Consider the following 16884-nt stretch of genomic DNA (forward strand, 5'->3'; position numbering starts at 1 on the left):
CGCCCCCACGGCGACCAGTCACCACCCAACTCACCGTGAGGGTTACGCATGCCCAGCGAGTACTTCATTCCTGACCCCGAGGGTCACATCCCCAGCGCCGAGGGCTACTTCGGCGCGTTCGGCGGCAAGTTCATCCCGGAGGCCCTCGTCGCCGCCGTGGACGAGGTCGCCGTCGAGTACGACAAGGCCAAGAACGACCCGGCCTTCGCCGCCGAGCTCGACGACCTCCTGGTCAACTACACCGGCCGCCCCTCCGCCCTCACCGAGGTGCCCCGGTTCGCCGAGCACGCCGGTGGCGCCCGCGTCTTCCTCAAGCGCGAGGACCTGAACCACACCGGCTCGCACAAGATCAACAACGTGCTCGGCCAGGCCCTGCTCACCAAGCGCATGGGCAAGACCCGCGTCATCGCCGAGACCGGCGCGGGCCAGCACGGCGTCGCGACCGCCACCGCCTGCGCGCTGCTCGGCCTCGAGTGCAAGATCTACATGGGCGAGATCGACACCGAGCGCCAGGCCCTGAACGTGGCCCGGATGCGCATGCTGGGCGCCGAGGTCGAGGCCGTGAAGTCCGGCTCCCGCACCCTGAAGGACGCCATCAACGAGGCGTTCCGCGACTGGGTCGCCAACGTCGACAACACGCACTACCTGTTCGGCACGGTCGCGGGCCCGCACCCGTTCCCCGCGATGGTCCGCGACTTCCACCGGGTCATCGGCGTCGAGGCCCGCCGCCAGATCCTGGAGCGCGTCGGACGGCTGCCCGACGCCGCGATCGCCTGCGTCGGCGGCGGCTCCAATGCCATCGGCCTGTTCCACGCGTTCATCCCGGACGCCGACGTCCGCCTGATCGGCTGCGAGCCGGCCGGGCACGGCATCGAGACCGGCGAGCACGCGGCCACGCTCAGTGCGGGCGAACCCGGAATCCTCCATGGGTCCAGGAGTTATGTCCTCCAGGACGACGAGGGCCAGATCACCGAGCCGTACTCGATCTCCGCGGGCCTCGACTACCCGGGCATCGGCCCCGAGCACGCGTACTTGAAGGACAGCGGCCGCGGCGAGTACCGCGCCGTCACCGACGACGCCGCGATGCAGGCCCTGCGGCTGCTCTCGCAGACCGAGGGCATCATCCCGGCCATCGAGTCGGCGCACGCGCTCGCGGGCGCGCTCGACGTCGGCAAGGAGCTGGGCAAGGACGGGCTGATCATCATCAACCTGTCCGGGCGCGGCGACAAGGACATGGACACGGCCGCCCGCTACTTCGGCCTGTACGACGGTTCCGACGAGGAGGCCGCCAAGTGAGCGGAAACATCGAGCTGCTGAACGACACCCTCGCCGGCGCGAAGGCCGAGGGCCGCTCCGCCCTCATCGCCTACCTGCCCGCCGGTTTCCCGACCGTCGACGGCGGCATCGAAGCGGTCAAGGCCGCCTTCGACGGCGGCGCCGACGTGGTCGAGGTGGGCCTGCCGCACTCCGACCCGGTGCTCGACGGACCGGTCATCCAGACCGCCGACGACATCGCGCTGCGCGGCGGCCTCAAGATCAAGGACGTCATGCGCACCGTCCGCGAGGCGCACGAGGCCACCGGCAAGCCGGTCCTCGTCATGACGTACTGGAACCCCATCGACCGCTACGGCATCGAGCGGTTCACCGCCGAGCTCGCCGAGGCGGGCGGCGCGGGCTGCATCCTGCCGGACCTGCCGGTGCAGGAGTCGGCGGTATGGCGGGAGCACGCGGACAAGCACGGTCTCGCGACCGTCTTCGTCGTCGCGCCCAGCAGCAAGGACGAGCGCCTGGCCACCATCACGGCGGCCGGTTCGGGCTTCGTGTACGCGGCGTCCCTGATGGGTGTCACCGGCACCCGCGAGTCCGTCGGCAACCAGGCCAAGGAACTCGTCGAGCGCACCAAGGCCACGACCGACCTTCCGGTCTGCGTGGGCCTCGGCGTCTCCAACGCCACGCAGGCCAAGGAGGTCGCGGGCTTCGCGGACGGCGTCATCGTCGGCTCGGCGTTCGTGAAGCGGATGCTCGACGCCCCCGACGAGAAGGCCGGGCTCGAGGCGGTGCGCGCCCTCGCCGGTGAACTCGCCGCGGGCGTAAGGGCCAAGGCCTAGGGCGTGTTTCGAAAGTCCCGTCTGCCTCGCGGGGCCTGGCACGCACGCTCGCGGCGTTGCCGAAATGCCCTAGTAGCTCCGCTACGAGACCATTCCGGCGCCTTGCGATCGCACGCACCAGGCCCCGCGAGGCCCGCCCTCCGGGCGGACGACGCTACTTTCGAAACACGCCCTAGCAACCACCCGTAGTCACAGGGAGTTACGTCACCCATACGGATGGAAACCGGACCGGGGAGGCACGCTCGTGCCTTCCCGGTTCGTTGGCGCTGGTGTGAGCGAGAAGAACCGAGAGGGAAAGCGCGCGGCCCGCGAACGCCTTGCCGCCGAGCGCCAGAAGCAGAAGACCGCTGAGAAGCGGCGCAGGACGTTGATCGTGGGCGCGGCCGTCGTGTGTGTGCTCGGCCTGGCCGCGGTGATCGGGGTGGTCGCCGCGAATTCGGGAGACGACAGTTCCAGTGACGCGTCGTCGGGTCCCGTGGTCGCGCCGAAGGGTGCCGACGGCAAGGACAAGCTGGCGATCCCCGTCGGCAAGGCGGACGCGAAGTCGACGCTCGAGATCTGGGAGGACTTCCGCTGCCCCGCCTGCAAGACCTTCGAGGACACGTACCGCTCGACGATCCACGAACTGGCCGACGCGGGTGAGCTCAGGGTCCAGTACCACCTCGTCACGCTGATCGACTCGAACCTGAAGGGCGAGGGCTCGCTCCGCGCGGCCAACGCGGCGGGCTGCGCACAGGACGCCGGGAAGTTCCGCGACTACCACGACGTGCTGTACGAGAACCAGCCGGAGGAGACCGACGACGCGTACGCGAAGAACGACAAGCTGATCGAGCTCGCCGGAAAGGTCGACGGCCTGACCACGAGCACGTTCAAGTCGTGTGTGAACAAGGGCACGCACGACAGCTGGGTGAAGAAGTCGTACAAGGCGTTCCAGGACGCGAAGCACACCGGGACGCCGACGGTCCGGCTCAACGGCAAGGACATCCTGAGCGACAACAGCCTCACCCCGGCCAAGCTCAAGAAGATGGTCGAGGACGCGAACAAGTAGTCGGAGCTGTTACGCAGCCGTTGCCGGGCTGCCCGTCGACCTCGCGGCCCGGCACGGTAGCGTCGGACCTGCCATGGAACTTGCCTTCATCCCCAGCCCCGAGCGCGGAGTGGTCTATCTCGGACCCATTCCGCTGCGCGGCTACGCGTTCTGCATCATCATCGGCGTCTTCGTGGCCGTCTGGCTCGGCAACAAGCGCTGGATCGCCCGCGGTGGGCGGGCCGGCACGGTTGCCGACATCGCCGTGTGGGCGGTGCCTTTCGGCCTGGTCGGCGGGCGTCTCTACCACGTGATCACGGACTACGAGCTGTACTTCAGCCCGGGCCGTGACTGGGTGGATGCCTTCAAGGTCTGGGAGGGCGGCCTCGGTATCTGGGGCGCGATCGCGCTGGGCGCGGTCGGCGCCTGGATCGGCTGCCGTCGCCGCGGCATCCCGCTGCCCGCCTGGGCCGACGCGCTCGCGCCCGGCATCGCTCTCGCTCAGGCCATCGGCCGCTGGGGCAACTGGTTCAACCAGGAGCTGTACGGCCGGGCCACCGACGTGCCGTGGGCCCTGAAGATCACCTCGGACACGGACGGGCGGGTGCCGGGCACGTACCACCCGACGTTCCTGTACGAGTCGCTGTGGTGCATCGGCGTCGCGCTGCTCGTCATCTGGGCTGACCGGAAGTTCCGGCTCGGGCACGGGCGGGCGTTCGCGCTGTACGTCGCGTCGTACTGCGTAGGCCGGTTCTGGATCGAGTACATGCGCGTGGACGACGCGCACCACATTCTCGGGCTGCGGCTCAACGACTGGACGGCGCTGGGCGTCTTCGTGCTCGCCGTGATCTACATGGTGCTCTCGGCGCGGAAGCGGCCGGGGCGCGAGGAGATCGTCGAACCGGGTGCCGAGGACGACGCCGCCGAGGCGGACGACGCGCCCAAGGACGAGGCAAAGGGCGAGGCGAAGGACGAGGCGGGGGAGTCCGTCGACCTCAAGAAGGGGTGACGTTTCCTCCGTAGGTCGATCGGGGGGCGCCGGGCCGGACCGCCAGGTTCAGCGTCCGCCGCGCCCCCGCCACCACCGCCGCGTCGACGAAGCGGCCGTCCGGGAGGGCCAGGGCGCCCGCCTCCGTGGCCGCCGCGCAGACGATCTCCCGCGCCGCCGCGACCTCCGCCTCCGTGGGCCGGAAGGCCTCCTCGATCACCGGGAGCTGGCGGGGGTGGATCGCGGTGCGGCCGAGGAAGCCCAGGGCGCGGCCCTCGGCGCAGGAGCGGGCCAGGCCCTCCGTGTCGCGGACGTCCGGGTAGACGGACTGCGGCGGGGGAGGGAGACGGGCGGCGCGCGCCGCCACGACCGCACGGCCGCGCACCCACGCGAGACCCGCCCCGTCCGTGATGCCGAGGTCGGCGCGCAGGTCCGCCTCACCGAGCGCGATGCCGTGCACGGAGTGGTGCGCGGCGATGTCATAGGCGTGCTCGACGCCCGTCGCCGACTCCAACAGGGCGTACAGCGGCGGGACTTCGACCGCCCAGTCCTGTACGCGGGTCAGGTCCGCGGGGCCGCCCACCTTCGGCAGCCGCAGCGCGTCGAGGCCGGGTAGCGGGGTGAGACGGCGCACCTCCTGCTCGGCGAGCGGCCCGTTCAGCGTGTTGACGCGGACGTGCACCGGCGTCCTGTGCTTGTCGGCGAGGAGTTCGGCGGTGGCGTCGAGCGCGTACGCCTTGCGGTCGGGGGCGACCGCGTCCTCCAGGTCGACCAGCACCACGTCGGCGCCCGAGCCGAGGGCCTTGGCGACGACGTCGGGGCGGTCCCCGGGCACGTACAGCCAGGTCAGGAACGTCTTTTCCAGCGAGTCGCTCATACCGCACCAGCCTCCCGCAGCGACGTGATGTCCGCCTCCGACAGGCCGAGTCCGCCCAGGATCTCGTCGGTGTCCGAGCCGTGCGGGCGGCCCGTCCACTGGATGGCGCCGGGGGTCTCGGAGAGGCGGAACAGGACGTTCTGCATCTTCACCGTGCCGAGATCCGGATCGGGAAGCTCGGTGATCGAGTCGAGGGCCCGGTACTGCTCGTCGGCGATGACGTCGCGGATGTCGTAGATCGGGGCGATGGCCGCCTCCGCCTTCTCGAAGGCGGCGACCACCTCGTCACGGGTGTGGGAGGCGATCCAGCCGCCGACCGCCGCGTCGAGTTCGTCGGCGTGCCGCGCGCGGCCCGAGCCCGTCGCGAACCACTCCTCGTCGATGAACTCCGGCCGCCCGACCAGGTGCATCACGCGCTCCGCGATCGACTGCGCCGACGTCGACACCGCGACCCACTTCTCGTCGCGGGTGCGGTACGTGTTGCGCGGGGCGTTGTTCGTCGAGCGGTTTCCGGTGCGCGGCTGGACGTAGCCGAGCTGGTCGTACCAGGTGGCCTGCGGGCCGAGGATCGACAGCATCGGCTCGATGATCGCCATGTCGACGACCTGGCCACGCCCTGTCGTGTCCCGGCCGCGCAGCGCCGCCATCACGGCGTACGACGTGGTGAGCGCGGCGATGGAGTCGGCGAGGCCGAACGGCGGGAGGGTCGGCGGCCCGTCGGGCTGTCCGGTGACCGCGGCGAAGCCGGACATGGCCTCCGCGAGCGTGCCGAATCCGGGGCGGCGCGCGTACGGGCCGAACTGGCCGAAGCCGGTGACGCGGGCGAGGACCAGGCGCGGGTTGGCGGCGGAGAGTTCGTCCCAGCCGAGGTGCCACTTCTCCAGGGTGCCGGGGCGGAAGTTCTCGATGACGACGTCCGCGTCCGCCGCCAGCTTGAGGAGGATCTCGCGGCCGCCGGGCGAGGACAGGTCGAGGGTGAGGTTCTTCTTGTTGCGGCCGAGCGTCTTCCACCAGAGGCCGACGCCGTCCTTCGACGGGCCGTGGCCGCGGGAGGGGTCGGGCCGGCGCGGGTGCTCGATCTTGATGACCTCGGCGCCGAAGTCGCCGAGCATCGTGGCGCAGATCGGCCCGGCGAAGAGGGTGGCGAGATCGAGGACGCGCAGGCCGGTCAAGGGGCCGTGTGCGGTGGGTTCTTGAGGTGTCGTCATGTGCGGGCCTCCAGGGTGAGCCGGGCCAGTTCGTCGAAGCCGATGCCGTCGAAGCCGGCGACCGTGGTGGCGAGCCGGTTCTTGAGAGGGGCGGTCCAGCGGTCGCCGAGCGCGTCGGGGTGCCCGGCCAGCAGTCCGGCGATCGAGCCGGCGGTCGCGCCGTTGGAGTCGGTGTCCCAGCCGCCGCTCACCGCGCGGCAGATGGAGCCCTCGAAGTCGCCGTCGGCGTGGGTGAGGGCGGCGGCGAGGAGGGCGGCGTTGGGGAGGACGTGGACCCAGTGGTGGGTGGCGGAGTAGTCGGCGTGCAGTTCGTCAACGACCGCGTCGAAGTCGGCGTGTTTCGCGGCGAGTTCGACGCCTCGGCGTACGGCCTGCGCGTAGCGCGAGTGCGGGGGTACGACCGTCAGGCCGGTGGCGAGTGCCGTGTGTACGTCCGCCGTGCCCGAGGCGGCCGCGGCGATGGTGGCGGCCGTGAACATCGCGCCGTACACGCCGTTCGCGGTGTGCGTGAGAACGGCGTCCCGGTGGGCGAGACGGGCCGCGCGGGCCGGGTCCCCCGGGTTGATCCAGCCGAAGACGTCGGCGCGGATCTGGGCGCCGATCCATTCGCGGAAGGGGTTGCGGTACGTCGCCGTGTGCGGGGGTTCGAGGCCGGTGAGGAGGTTGCGGTAGGCGATGCGTTCGGCGGTGAAGGTGCGGCCCGCGGGGAGTTCGTCGAGCCACAGTTTCGCCACGTCGTCCGTGGTGAAGTCCTGACCGTGCCGTTGCAGCAACAGCAGTCCGAGCAGCGGGTAGTTGAGGTCGTCGTCCTCCGGCATGCCGTCGATGTTCTCGGCGAGGGAGGTGGGGGCGCTGCGGCGGTTCCACGGGTAGCGGTGGGCGATGTCCGGGTCCAGGTCGCGCTCGGTGAACCAGGTGTTCAGCGGCCAGTTTCCGGTGGAGCGGGCGATGGCCCTGATTCCTTCGAGGGGGAGTTTCTCGACGGGCTTGCCGAGGAGGCAGCCGGCGGCGCGGCCGAGCCAGGCGGCGTGGAGTCGGTCCAGCAGGGCGTTCTCGTCCCCCACCCCGCCCCTTCCCGAAAGTCCTGCCGGACGGGCCTCCTCAACCGCCGGAGGGGCTGAAAGATCAGCCCCGCCGGCGATTGAGGCGCGGGGTCCGGGGCGGAGCCCCGGTTTCGGGAAGGGGCGGGGTGGGGGAGAGTTCGTTGTCGCGGATTCGATCGCCGTCAGGTCCGTCGGCTCCGGCAGCGGCGAGCTCATCGCGGCGAGTTCGTCGAGCAGCCGCTCGGCCAGAGCGCGGAGTTCCGGTGGTACCGGGGCGGGGGACGCGCCCGCGCGGTCCGGCGCGAGGTGGCCGCCCGCAGCCACCCAGCGCCGCTCGATCGCGGACGCGTCACGGCCGTCCTGCGTCGCCTGGCGCAGCTCATGGCCGAGCAGGTCCTCGGGCTGCACCCACGTGAGGCGCAGCATCACAGCCCCGCCACCGCCGCGAACGCGGCTTCGTGCGAGCGACGGCGGTCCAGGTCTTTGGCGTGCACCTCGCGCGTGATCCGGGCGAGGGACGTCGCCGGGCCGTGCAGGTCCAGCTTGCTGGCCCGTGCGATCTCGGTGCTCCACTCCTTGGGCACGGCCCCCTCGCCGTACAGCGCCCCGACGATCGCCCCGCTCATCGTGGCGATCGAGTCGCAGTCGCGGCCGTAGTTGACCGAGCCGAGCACGGTGTGCCGGAAGTCGCCGCGGCCGACCAGCAACATGCCGAGGGCGATGGGGAGTTCCTCGATGGCGTGCAGGCGCGAGGGGCGGCGGGCGCCGAGGGACGGCTTGCGGTAGTCCGGGCCGACCGTGTCGAAGGGTTCCACCGCCGTGCGCAGCGGCGTCAGCGCGTCCTCGAAGTCGTCGTAGCGGGACGCCACTTCGCAGACCGCCTCGATCGCCGAACGTGTGCCGTCCTTGGCGAGGGCCAGGGCGTCCGCGACGACCGACTCGGGCGTCGCGCCCGGCTTGTACGCCGCCGCGACCGCCGCCGCGAAGACTCCCGCCGCCTCCCTGCCGTACGAGGACTGGTGCGCGCCCGCGACGTCGAGGGCTTCCTCGTAGGCCTTGAGCGGGTTGCCCGCGTTGACCGCGCCGACCGGGGCCATGTACATCGCGGCGCCGCAGTTCACGATGTTGCCGACGCCCGCCTCGCGCGGGTCCACGTGCCCGTAGTGGATGCGCGCGACGATCCACTTCTCGGCGAGGAAGATGCGCTGGAGGGGGAGGGCCTCGGCCTCGAGTTCCGGGATCCAGCGGGGAGTCGAGATCAGGTCGGGCACCAGGTGGTCGGCGACCGCGTAGGCGTCGAGGTGGTCGCGGACCTTCTCGTAGACGCGGATGAGGGCGTGCGTCATCAAGGTGTCGTCGGTGACGTGGCCGTCGCCCTTGTGGTACGGGGCGATGGGGCGGGCCGTTCGCCAGTCGTCCTTGTAGAAGGGTTCTACGATGCCGCGCACCCGGCCGCCGTGCCGCTCCGCGATGGCCTCCGGCGTCCAGCCCTCGACCGGGCCGCCGAGCGCGTCGCCCACGGCCGCGCCGACGAGGGCGCCGGTGGTGCGGTCTTCCAGTGAGGTGGTCGTGGAAACGGCTGCCGAGCTCATGCTGAAGTTCCTTCCGGAGCAGGGGAGTTCGTGGAGGTGGCGCGGGCGAGGCGGTCGGCCAGGGTCGTCAGCGCCGTGCCCGCGAGTTGCGGCAGCGCGCAGCCCGCGAGGATGTCGCAGGCGTCCCGCCAGGTGCGCGGCAGCGCGTCCGCGCCGCCGATCGCGCCGGTGAGGGCGCCGGTCAGGGCGGGTGCCGAGTCCGCGACGCGGGACAGGCAGGCCGCGGTGGGTACGGCTTCGGTGACCGAGCCCGCGGCGGCCGTCGCCACGGCGAGTGCCACGGGGACGGTCTCGGCGGCGGCGATGCCGTAGCTGTAGACGTGGTCGACGATCTCGTGTTCCAGGACGGGGACCAGCGCGAACGCGTTGCCGGGCTGTCCGGGGCGGGCCGCCGCCGTGGCGCGGCCGAGCTCTACGGCTCTGTGGGCGTTGCGGTGGATCTCGGTGCCGGACGGGAGTTGGGCGAGCGCCGCGTCCACGCAGGCGTCGACGTCAGCGCCGCCGAGGGCGGAGGCCACCGCCGCCGCCATCGCGCGGGCACCGTGCACGCCGTCGCCGTCCTGGGTGTAGCGGGCGTCGAACTCGGCGAGTTCCGCCGCGAGTTCGGGTTCGCCGGGGTGGACGGCCGCGAGCACGCATGCGCGGACGCAGGCCGCGTCGTCGAAGTAGTGCGGGTTGTCGTGGCCGGTGGCGGGTGGGCGCAGGCCCGCCGCGAGGTTGCCGAGGCCCGCGCGGACCGAGATGCGGGCGCGCAGGGGGATGTCGGCGGATTCGATCTCGTCGGCGCGGGCCGCTGCCGCGGCGATCTCGTCGGAGAGGGTGTTCCAGGCGAGGGAGAGGGAGGAGCGGACGCGGTGGTCGGGAGGGAGGTCGCCGAGTCCTTCGGCGTAGGCGGAGAGGACGGCGAATGCGGTGAATGCGGCCCATTCGGCGTCGTCGGAGGGGCCGAGGCGGAGGGGTTCGGGGGGTTGGTTCAGGGCGATGGGGACGGGGAGGGTGGTGGTGGCGTTCTGCTCGGCGAAGGTGTCGAGTTCGCGGGTGAGGCGTCTTGTCCATTCCGGGAGGCGTGCGGCGCGGTGTCGTCCCGACGGCCAGCCGGCGGCGTCCCCTGCGGCGATTCCTAGGAGTAGTCCCTCGATGCGGCCGATGTTCGTGGCGGCGGATGCGGTTGCGGCCCTGGGGCTCTGCCCCAGACCCCGCTGCTCAATCGCCGCAGGGGCTTGATTTTCCGGACCTGCGCTGGAGTGTGCCGGCCGGGCTTGGTGGGGGTGGGTATTTTCAGCCCCGCCGGCGTTTGAGGCGCGGGGGCCGGGGCGGAGGCCCGTGGCGTGATCGGGATTCATGCCACCGCCCCCGTTCGGTCCGGCGGCGGAGGCGTGAGGCGGTCGGCGACGTCCAGGACGTGGCGGCCCGCCATGGACGGGAGGCAGGAGCCGCGGACCGGGCCGATCGCGGACGCCCAGTCCGGCGGGATCGACGACGCGCCGCACAGGGCCCCCGCCAACGCCCCCGCCACCGCCGCCGTCGTGTCCGCGTCGCGGCCCATGTTGACCGCCGTGAGGACCGATTCGCGGAAGTCGCCGCGGGCCACCGCGAACGCGCCGAAGGCGAGGCCGACCGCCTCGGGGGCCAGGTCCGTCCACGGGTAGCCGCCGATGACGACGGCCTTGCGGACCGCCCGTTCCATCGACAACTGCGTGCCGTCAGGGTCGCGGCGGGCCCGCCGCGCCGCCGAGACCGCGCGGTGCAGGGAGCGCGCGGTCCAGGAGTCGTCGGGGACGACGGAGAGCGCCGCCTGGACCACCGCGTCCGGATTGTGGCTGACCATCGCCGCCGCGACCCCCGCCGCGACCGCCCGGCCGCCGTGGATGCCCTCCCCGTCGTGCGACACCGTGCCGTCGATCGACACCAGCCGCCCCGCCTCCGCGGGGCGGCCCGCCGCGTACACCCCGAAGGGCGCCGCGCGCATCGCGAGGCCGTCGCTCCAGGCGTGCCGGTGCTGGGCGGAGATGGGGGCGGTGAGGCCCCGGCGGAGGTTCTCGAGCGTGCCGCGTTCGCTGAAACCGGCCCCCTTGAAGGGGCCCTCGTCACGGTCCGCGATCCACGTGTGCCAGGCCCGCTCGACGTGCCCGATGGTGAGGCCCGCTCCGTGCTCGGCGAGGAGGAGGCCCGAGAAGATCGCGTACTCGGTGTCGTCCGTGCCCGCCGGGTCGGCGGAGACGAAGCCCTCGATACGGCCCCAGCGTTCGCGGATCTGGGACGGCTTCATGTTCTCCGCGGGCGCGCCGAGCGCGTCACCGACGGCGAGCCCGAGGAGCGCCCCGCGGGCACGGTCCCGCAGGGAGATCGCGGCCGCGGGGGGAGGGTGCGGGACGGTGCGGAGTCTGCGTGGCTGTTCCGGCCCTTCCGAGGAAGGCCCCTCCGAAGGGGGTCCCTCCGAGGGAGGGTCCGGTTCGACGCTGACGCTCATGGTGTGTTCGTGCTCATCTCTGGGGTTGTGCTGGTGGTACTCGGTGCTGTGCTGCCGGGGATGCTCAGCGCTGGTAGCGGTCCAGGATCAGGTTGCCGTCGTCCGCCAGGCGTTTGCGCAGCTCTGTTACGCCGAACGCGCCGTTGTAGTACTCCTGGAAGGCCGGGGTGGCGATCTTGTCCTTCCATTCGGCGTAGCCCCGCACCCCGAGCACCGGGGACGGGCGCAGCGAGGCCGCCATCTCGGAGCCCGTCTTCCAGCCGTACTTCTCCGTGGTCAGGGACGGGTCCTTCAGAGCCTCGCGGCTGGTGGGCAACAGCCAGTCGCCGCGCGCCAGTTGGACCTGGTGGTCGGCCTGTGTGAGGTAGGCGATGAACTGGGCCGCCGCCTTCTTGTGCTTGCTGTCCTCGGAGACGGACAGGGTCTGCGGGGCGACGCCCTGGGCAAGCCCGCCGGAACCGGAGGGCATCGGCAGGACGGTCCAGTCGAAGCCCTTGGGGGCCTGCTGCTGGACCTGCTGTCGGAACGAGAAGTTGAGCGGCAGCATCGCGTACTTGCCGGCGAAGAATCCGGGCAGCGTGTCCGAACCGGCCATGCCGAGCGCCGACTTGGGCGCGGTGTGCTCCTGGTCGACCTGCCGGTTGATCAGCCGTGCGGTGGCCGAGTCGGCGGCGTCGTAGCGGATCCGGTTCTTGCCGTCCCCGTCCTTGTAGAAGATCTTGCCGCCGGTGGACTGGGCGAGGTTCACGGACTGGGTGACGGGCTCCTTCATCGACCAAGCGACGCCGTACCGCTCGGGCTTTCCGTCGCCGTTCTTGTCGAGCGTCAGCTTCTTGCTCACGCGCTCGAACTCGGCCCAGGACCAAGGGTGTTGAACGGTGGGTGTGCGCGCGCCCGACTGCTTCAGGAGCTTCTTGTTCACGACGAGCACGCGCGGTTCCTGGAGGAACGGGATGCCGTAGATCTTCTTCCCGTACGTCGTCGTCGCCCAGGACGCCTTCGGGATGTCCGCGCGCAGCGACTTCGGCAGGTACGGGCTCAGGTCGGCGAGGTAGCCGCCGTGCCCGAAGTCGGTGAGGTCGGAGGCGTCGTCGTGGAAGATGTCCGGCGCCTTGCCGCCCTCGAAGGAGGTCAGCAGCTGGTCGTGGATGCTGTCCCAGACGCCCTGGACGTACTTGACCTTGACCTTGGCGTGGGTGTCGTTCCACTGCTTGACCAGCGCCTTGTTGGCCGCGACCGACTCCTTCTGCCAGGCGAGGCTGAGGAATTCGAGGGTGACCGTGCCGTTCGCCGAATCGGAGTCCGAGCCGGATCCGGAGCAGCCGGCGACCAGTGTGAGGGAGAGCGCGACCGCTGCCGCCGCGGTGAGTTTCCGTACGCGCATCAGCCCTTCACCGCCCCGCTGAGCATGCCGCCGACGAGCCGCCGCTGGAGCAGCGCGAAGAAGACGAGGCTGGGGATCGTGGCGAGGACCGAGGCCGCGGCGAGCGGCCCCAGATCGGCCACTCCCTCGGCGCCGAGGAAGCGGGTGAGGATGACCGACATCGTCTGGTTCTCCGGGGACTTGAGGAGGACGAGGGCGAAGAAGAACTCGTTCCAGGCGGTCACGAAGCTGAACATCAGCGTCGCCACGAGGCCGGGTGCGAGCAGCGGAAGGACCACGCTGGTCAGCGTGCGCAGACGGCCCGCGCCGTCCACCGCCGCGGCCTCCTCCAGGGAGCGCGGCACCGACTTCACGTAGCCCTGGAGCATCCAGAGCGAGAAGGGCAGGTTCCAGACGACGTAGACGATGATCAGGCCGAAGAGGCTGTCGATCATCCGCAGGTTCTTCAGGACCAGGAACAACGGGATGATGATCAGCACGAACGGGAACATCTGGCTGACCAGGATCCAGCCCGTGCCCGCCTGACTGACGCGCGTCCGGTACCGGACCATGACGTACGAGGCCGGGACCGCGATCGCCACCGAGATCACGGAGGCGCTGACCGCGACGACGAGGCTGTTGAGCGCCGAGCGGAGCAGCGGCTGCGCGTCGAACGCGGCGCGGTAGTTGTCCAGGCTCGGGTGCCGCGGCAGCCAGCTCGGGTCGATCGCGCCCAGCTCCTGCGGGGACTTGAACGACGTCGAGATCAGCCACAGGAACGGGAAGGCCAGGAAGATCATGTAGCAGAGCAGCGCCGCATACTGGCCCGCGCGGCCCGCGACCCGGGGGAGTGTCGTGCTCGCGCTCATGCCGCCGCCTCCACATCTTCCTTGAGCTTCTTACGGAGGAACAGCGTCAGCAGCACCGCGATCACCGCGACCATCGCCAGGCCCATCGCGGCGGCGTAGCCGAACTGCCCGTACTTGAAGGCCTCTTCGTACGCGAACAGCATCGGGAGGCGGGTCTGGCCGCCGGGGCCGCCCTGCGTCAGCACGTAGACCAGGCCGAAGGAGTTGAAGTTCCAGATGAAGTTGAGCGCCGTGATGGCGATGACCACCGGCTTCAGGGCCGGCCAGGTCACGGCCGTGAAGCGGCGCCACATCCCCGCGCCGTCCAGCTGCGCGGCCTCCCGCAGTTCGACCGGCACGTTCTGGAGCCCGGCGAGGAGCACCACCGTCGTCTGCGGCATGCCCGCCCAGACGCCCACCACGATCACCGCGGGCAGCGCGTACGACAGGTTCGCGAGCCAGTCGACGTTCTCGTGGATCAGCCCCAACTGAGTCAGCGTCTTGTTCAGAATGCCCGCGTCCGAGTGGTAGACGAGCCGCCACATGATGCCGACGACGACCTCGGGCATCGCCCACGGGACGAGCGCCAGGGTGCGGGCCAGCCCGCGGAAACGCAGGTTCTGGTTGAGCAGCAGTGCGAGGCCGAGCGCCAGCACGAACTGCAGGGCCGTCACGCTCACCGCCCAGACCAGGCCGATCCGGAACGACTCCCAGAACAACGAGTCGTGGCGCAGATCCAGGAAATTGTCCAGGCCGATGAACCGCGTGGGGGAGGTCCGCCCGGCCTGCGAGTCGGTGAACGCGAGCGACAGGCCGTACAGGAGCGGGACCACGCTGAGGATCAGGATCGGGATCAGCGCGGGCATCAGCAGGAACCACGCCCCCCGGTCCAGGCCCAGCGCCCGCTTGCGCTGACCCGGCGTCCGGGGCGGTGGTGTGCCGCGGCTACCCGGGACGGCATTGTCCCGTGGCGCGGTGAGACTCATGGGAATCCTCGGTGTCTCAACTGTCGGGCGCCGCCCGGCCCGTGGAGGCGCGGACGACGAGGCGGGGAGGGGCGGTGGTGGAGCGGGAGGTGGGGTTCTCGGGGGTGCTGCCGGGGGCCTGCGGCGGGGTGTTCAGGCGGTGCAGCAGCAGTTCGGCGGCGCGGCGACCGCGTTCGGTGGAGCCCAGGTCGACGCTGGTCAGCGGGGGCCAGCCGGCCTGCGCCAGCACGCTGTCGTCCATCCCCGCGACCGCGACGTCCTCGGGTATCCGCAGGCCACGGGCGTGCAGGGCGCGGGCGGCGCCGAGCGCCAGCTGGTCGTTGGCGCCGAACACCGCGTCGGGCCGCAGGTCGAGGAGCGCCTCGGTGGCCGCGGCCCCGGACTCGATGTCGAAGTCCGTGTGCACGACGAGCTGCGGGTCGTATACGAGGCCGCAGTCCGCGAGGGCCTTGCGGAAGCCCTCGCCGCGCTTGCGGCCGGGGACCGTGTCGGCGGGGCCGTTGACGAAGGCGATGCGGCGCCGGCCCGTCTCGTACAGATGACGCACGGCGAGCGCGACGCCCTCGACGGAGTCGGCGCGCACGCTGTCGACCGGGACGCCGTTGGGCAGTGAGCCGATGACGACGACCGGGCCGGACGCCGTGCGCAGCGCGTCCACGTGGGCGTCCGTGATGCGGATGGGGCACAGGATGAGGCCGTCGCTGGTGCGGTCGCCGAGGCTGCGGAGCACGGCGAGCTCGTCCTCGGCGACGGCGTCCGTGGAGTGCAGCAGGAGGCGATATCCGGCCGCCTTCGCGACGGACTGGATGGCGCGGACCATCGCCACGTACACCGGGTTGCCGATGTCGGGCATCGCGAAGGTGAGCTGGCGGGTGCGGCCGTCCTTGAGGGAGCGGGCCACCGCGTTGGGCACATAGCCGAGTTCGGCGGCGGCGCGCTCGACCTTCTCGACGGTCGCGGGGCGGGCCCCGATCCCGTTGAGCACACGGGAGACGGACGCGATCGAGACCCCCGCCCGCTCGGCGATGGAGATGATCGTCGGCTGCCCGCCGCTCGGGGTGACTGTGGTTCTCGGCACCGCGCCCTGCCCCTTCGCCGTTGAGCTGTAAACGTTTCCGCCTGCTGTAAACGTTTACGGATGTTGCGCTCAGGTTTCCCTGCCCGTCAACGCACCCATCATGTGATCCACCTCACGGGTGAGTCCGGGAAGGCGGAGGTCAGCGTGTTGCGCAGAGCGCAAAACCGCAGGTAAGTACGGCCTTCCTTGCTGGCAGGGCCGATTTTTCGCGCGTACTTTCGGACTCGTAACCACAGCAGTCGCAGGGGAGCGGGGTTCACGAGCATGACCATCATCGAGACCGGGGCGGCACTGCACGACGCCCACCGGGACAACCACACGCACCGTGATGTCAACGGTGGCTGGCTGCGCCCCGCGGTCTTCGGCGCGATGGACGGGCTCGTCTCCAACTTCGCGCTCATGGCCGGCGTCGCGGGCGGCGCCGCCTCGCAGCAGACGATCATCATCACCGGCCTGTCGGGCCTCGCCGCCGGAGCCTTCTCCATGGCCGCGGGCGAGTACACCTCCGTCGCCTCCCAGCGCGAGCTGGTCGAGGCCGAACTCGACGTCGAGCGCCGCGAGTTGAGGAAGCATCCGGCCGACGAGGAGAAGGAGCTCGCCGAGCTGTACGTCTCCCGTGGTGTCGAGCCGGAGCTCGCGCACGAGGTGGCCAGGCAGCTGTCGCGCGACCCCGAGCAGGCCCTGGAGATCCATGCGCGCGAGGAGCTGGGCATCGACCCCGGCGATCTTCCCTCGCCGATGGTCGCCGCCGTCTCGTCCTTCGGATCGTTCGCGCTCGGCGCCCTGATCCCGTTGCTGCCCTATCTGCTCGGCGCGAGCGCCCTGTGGCCCGCCGTGCTGCTCGCGCTCGTCGGACTCTTCGCGTGCGGGGCGGTCGTGGCGAAGGTGACCGCGCGTTCCTGGTGGTTCAGCGGGTTGCGGCAGTTGGCCCTCGGTGGCGCAGCGGCGGGTGTGACGTATCTCCTGGGGACCGTCTTCGGGACTTTTGCTGGTTGACGGGTCGCGGCCCTGGCCTGAAGATGCCTATACAGCCCTTTGCATAAGTAGTCGTTACCGCGCGGTTTCGATTACTTGACCACGGGGCATGAGCCGTAAGCGCTGAGGGCAATGAGGCCCTCGGCGCACACCGGCACCACCCCGGCCCTCGGACATCGATCTGCCCGGCGAGGCCTCTTCCGCCGCCACCCGCGGTGTCCGCATGTTGGAACGCAGTATCCGGTTCTCGAGAACCGACCCATCATGTAATCTGCACGAAATTTTTTGAGCTGCACTTCTCCGCAGAGGGCCAACGTCGTC

The 16884-nt window shown here is 71.0% G+C and carries 15 protein-coding genes; 5 read left to right on the forward strand and 10 right to left on the reverse strand.

The genetic code is table 11. The annotated features are described in order from the left end of the window. Positions 1-48: 48 nt before the first annotated feature. The 4 genes from trpB (at position 49) to lgt (ending at position 4144) form a co-directional block, all read left to right on the forward strand. Positions 49-1296: a tryptophan synthase subunit beta gene (trpB, locus tag ACP4E5_RS32650; protein ID WP_425835012.1), complete on the forward strand. Its 1248-nt coding sequence runs from the start codon at positions 49-51 to the stop codon at positions 1294-1296. After that, positions 1293-2108 (forward strand): tryptophan synthase subunit alpha, encoded by an 816-nt coding sequence (gene trpA / locus ACP4E5_RS32655; protein ID WP_425835014.1) that lies wholly within the window; start codon positions 1293-1295, stop codon positions 2106-2108. Before trpB ends, trpA begins: the two co-directional genes overlap by 4 nt. A gap of 271 nt (positions 2109-2379) precedes the next feature. Continuing rightward, positions 2380-3156, forward strand: a complete 777-nt coding sequence (locus ACP4E5_RS32660; protein ID WP_425835016.1) for a DsbA family protein — start codon at positions 2380-2382, stop codon at positions 3154-3156. A gap of 73 nt (positions 3157-3229) precedes the next feature. Further along, on the forward strand, positions 3230-4144 hold the full coding sequence (gene lgt, locus ACP4E5_RS32665) for a prolipoprotein diacylglyceryl transferase (protein WP_425835018.1): 915 nt from the start codon (positions 3230-3232) through the stop codon (positions 4142-4144). On the opposite strand, the gene ACP4E5_RS32670 is transcribed toward lgt, so the two are convergent. The 10 genes from ACP4E5_RS32670 to ACP4E5_RS32715 all read right to left on the reverse strand — a co-directional run bounded on the left by ACP4E5_RS32670 (position 4131) and on the right by ACP4E5_RS32715 (position 15588). Further along, positions 4131-5000, reverse strand: a complete 870-nt coding sequence (locus tag ACP4E5_RS32670) for an HpcH/HpaI aldolase/citrate lyase family protein (RefSeq protein WP_425835020.1) — start codon at positions 4998-5000, stop codon at positions 4131-4133. The two genes, lgt and ACP4E5_RS32670, sit on opposite strands and share 14 nt — an antisense overlap. Continuing rightward, positions 4997-6208 (reverse strand): CaiB/BaiF CoA transferase family protein, encoded by a 1212-nt coding sequence (locus ACP4E5_RS32675; protein ID WP_425835022.1) that lies wholly within the window; start codon positions 6206-6208, stop codon positions 4997-4999. Before ACP4E5_RS32675 ends, ACP4E5_RS32670 begins: the two co-directional genes overlap by 4 nt. Then, on the reverse strand, positions 6205-7677 hold the full coding sequence (locus ACP4E5_RS32680) for an ADP-ribosylglycohydrolase family protein (RefSeq protein ID WP_425835024.1): 1473 nt from the start codon (positions 7675-7677) through the stop codon (positions 6205-6207). Before ACP4E5_RS32680 ends, ACP4E5_RS32675 begins: the two co-directional genes overlap by 4 nt. Then, complete coding sequence (locus tag ACP4E5_RS32685) at positions 7677-8843, reverse strand: ADP-ribosylglycohydrolase family protein (RefSeq protein WP_425835026.1); 1167 nt, start codon at positions 8841-8843, stop codon at positions 7677-7679. The genes ACP4E5_RS32680 and ACP4E5_RS32685 overlap by 1 nt, the downstream gene beginning before the upstream one ends. Continuing rightward, positions 8840-10186, reverse strand: a complete 1347-nt coding sequence (locus ACP4E5_RS32690; protein ID WP_425835028.1) for an ADP-ribosylglycohydrolase family protein — start codon at positions 10184-10186, stop codon at positions 8840-8842. The genes ACP4E5_RS32685 and ACP4E5_RS32690 overlap by 4 nt, the downstream gene beginning before the upstream one ends. Continuing rightward, positions 10183-11313: an ADP-ribosylglycohydrolase family protein gene (locus ACP4E5_RS32695; RefSeq protein ID WP_425835030.1), complete on the reverse strand. Its 1131-nt coding sequence runs from the start codon at positions 11311-11313 to the stop codon at positions 10183-10185. Before ACP4E5_RS32695 ends, ACP4E5_RS32690 begins: the two co-directional genes overlap by 4 nt. 64 nt (positions 11314-11377) lie before the next feature. After that, on the reverse strand, positions 11378-12697 hold the full coding sequence (locus tag ACP4E5_RS32700; protein WP_425835032.1) for an ABC transporter substrate-binding protein: 1320 nt from the start codon (positions 12695-12697) through the stop codon (positions 11378-11380). Continuing rightward, the gene (locus tag ACP4E5_RS32705) at positions 12697-13545 is read right to left on the reverse strand and encodes a carbohydrate ABC transporter permease (protein WP_425835034.1); all 849 of its coding nucleotides are present in this window, start codon (positions 13543-13545) and stop codon (positions 12697-12699) included. The genes ACP4E5_RS32700 and ACP4E5_RS32705 overlap by 1 nt, the downstream gene beginning before the upstream one ends. Further along, positions 13542-14510: a carbohydrate ABC transporter permease gene (locus tag ACP4E5_RS32710; protein ID WP_425835036.1), complete on the reverse strand. Its 969-nt coding sequence runs from the start codon at positions 14508-14510 to the stop codon at positions 13542-13544. Before ACP4E5_RS32710 ends, ACP4E5_RS32705 begins: the two co-directional genes overlap by 4 nt. A 16-nt stretch (positions 14511-14526) precedes the next feature. Further along, positions 14527-15588, reverse strand: coding sequence for a LacI family DNA-binding transcriptional regulator (locus tag ACP4E5_RS32715; RefSeq protein WP_425835038.1), 1062 nt, complete (start codon positions 15586-15588; stop codon positions 14527-14529). 264 nt (positions 15589-15852) lie between these two features. Between ACP4E5_RS32715 and ACP4E5_RS32720 the strand changes: the two genes are divergently transcribed. Beyond that, positions 15853-16584 carry a VIT1/CCC1 transporter family protein gene (locus ACP4E5_RS32720; RefSeq protein ID WP_425835040.1) on the forward strand — a complete coding sequence of 244 codons (732 nt, stop codon included), beginning with the start codon at positions 15853-15855 and terminating at the stop codon, positions 16582-16584. Positions 16585-16884: the final 300 nt, after the last annotated feature.

Origin of the sequence: Streptomyces fractus, assembly GCF_049844455.1 — a bacterium.
In the GTDB taxonomy this organism is placed as follows: Bacteria; Actinomycetota; Actinomycetes; order Streptomycetales; family Streptomycetaceae; genus Streptomyces; species Streptomyces fractus.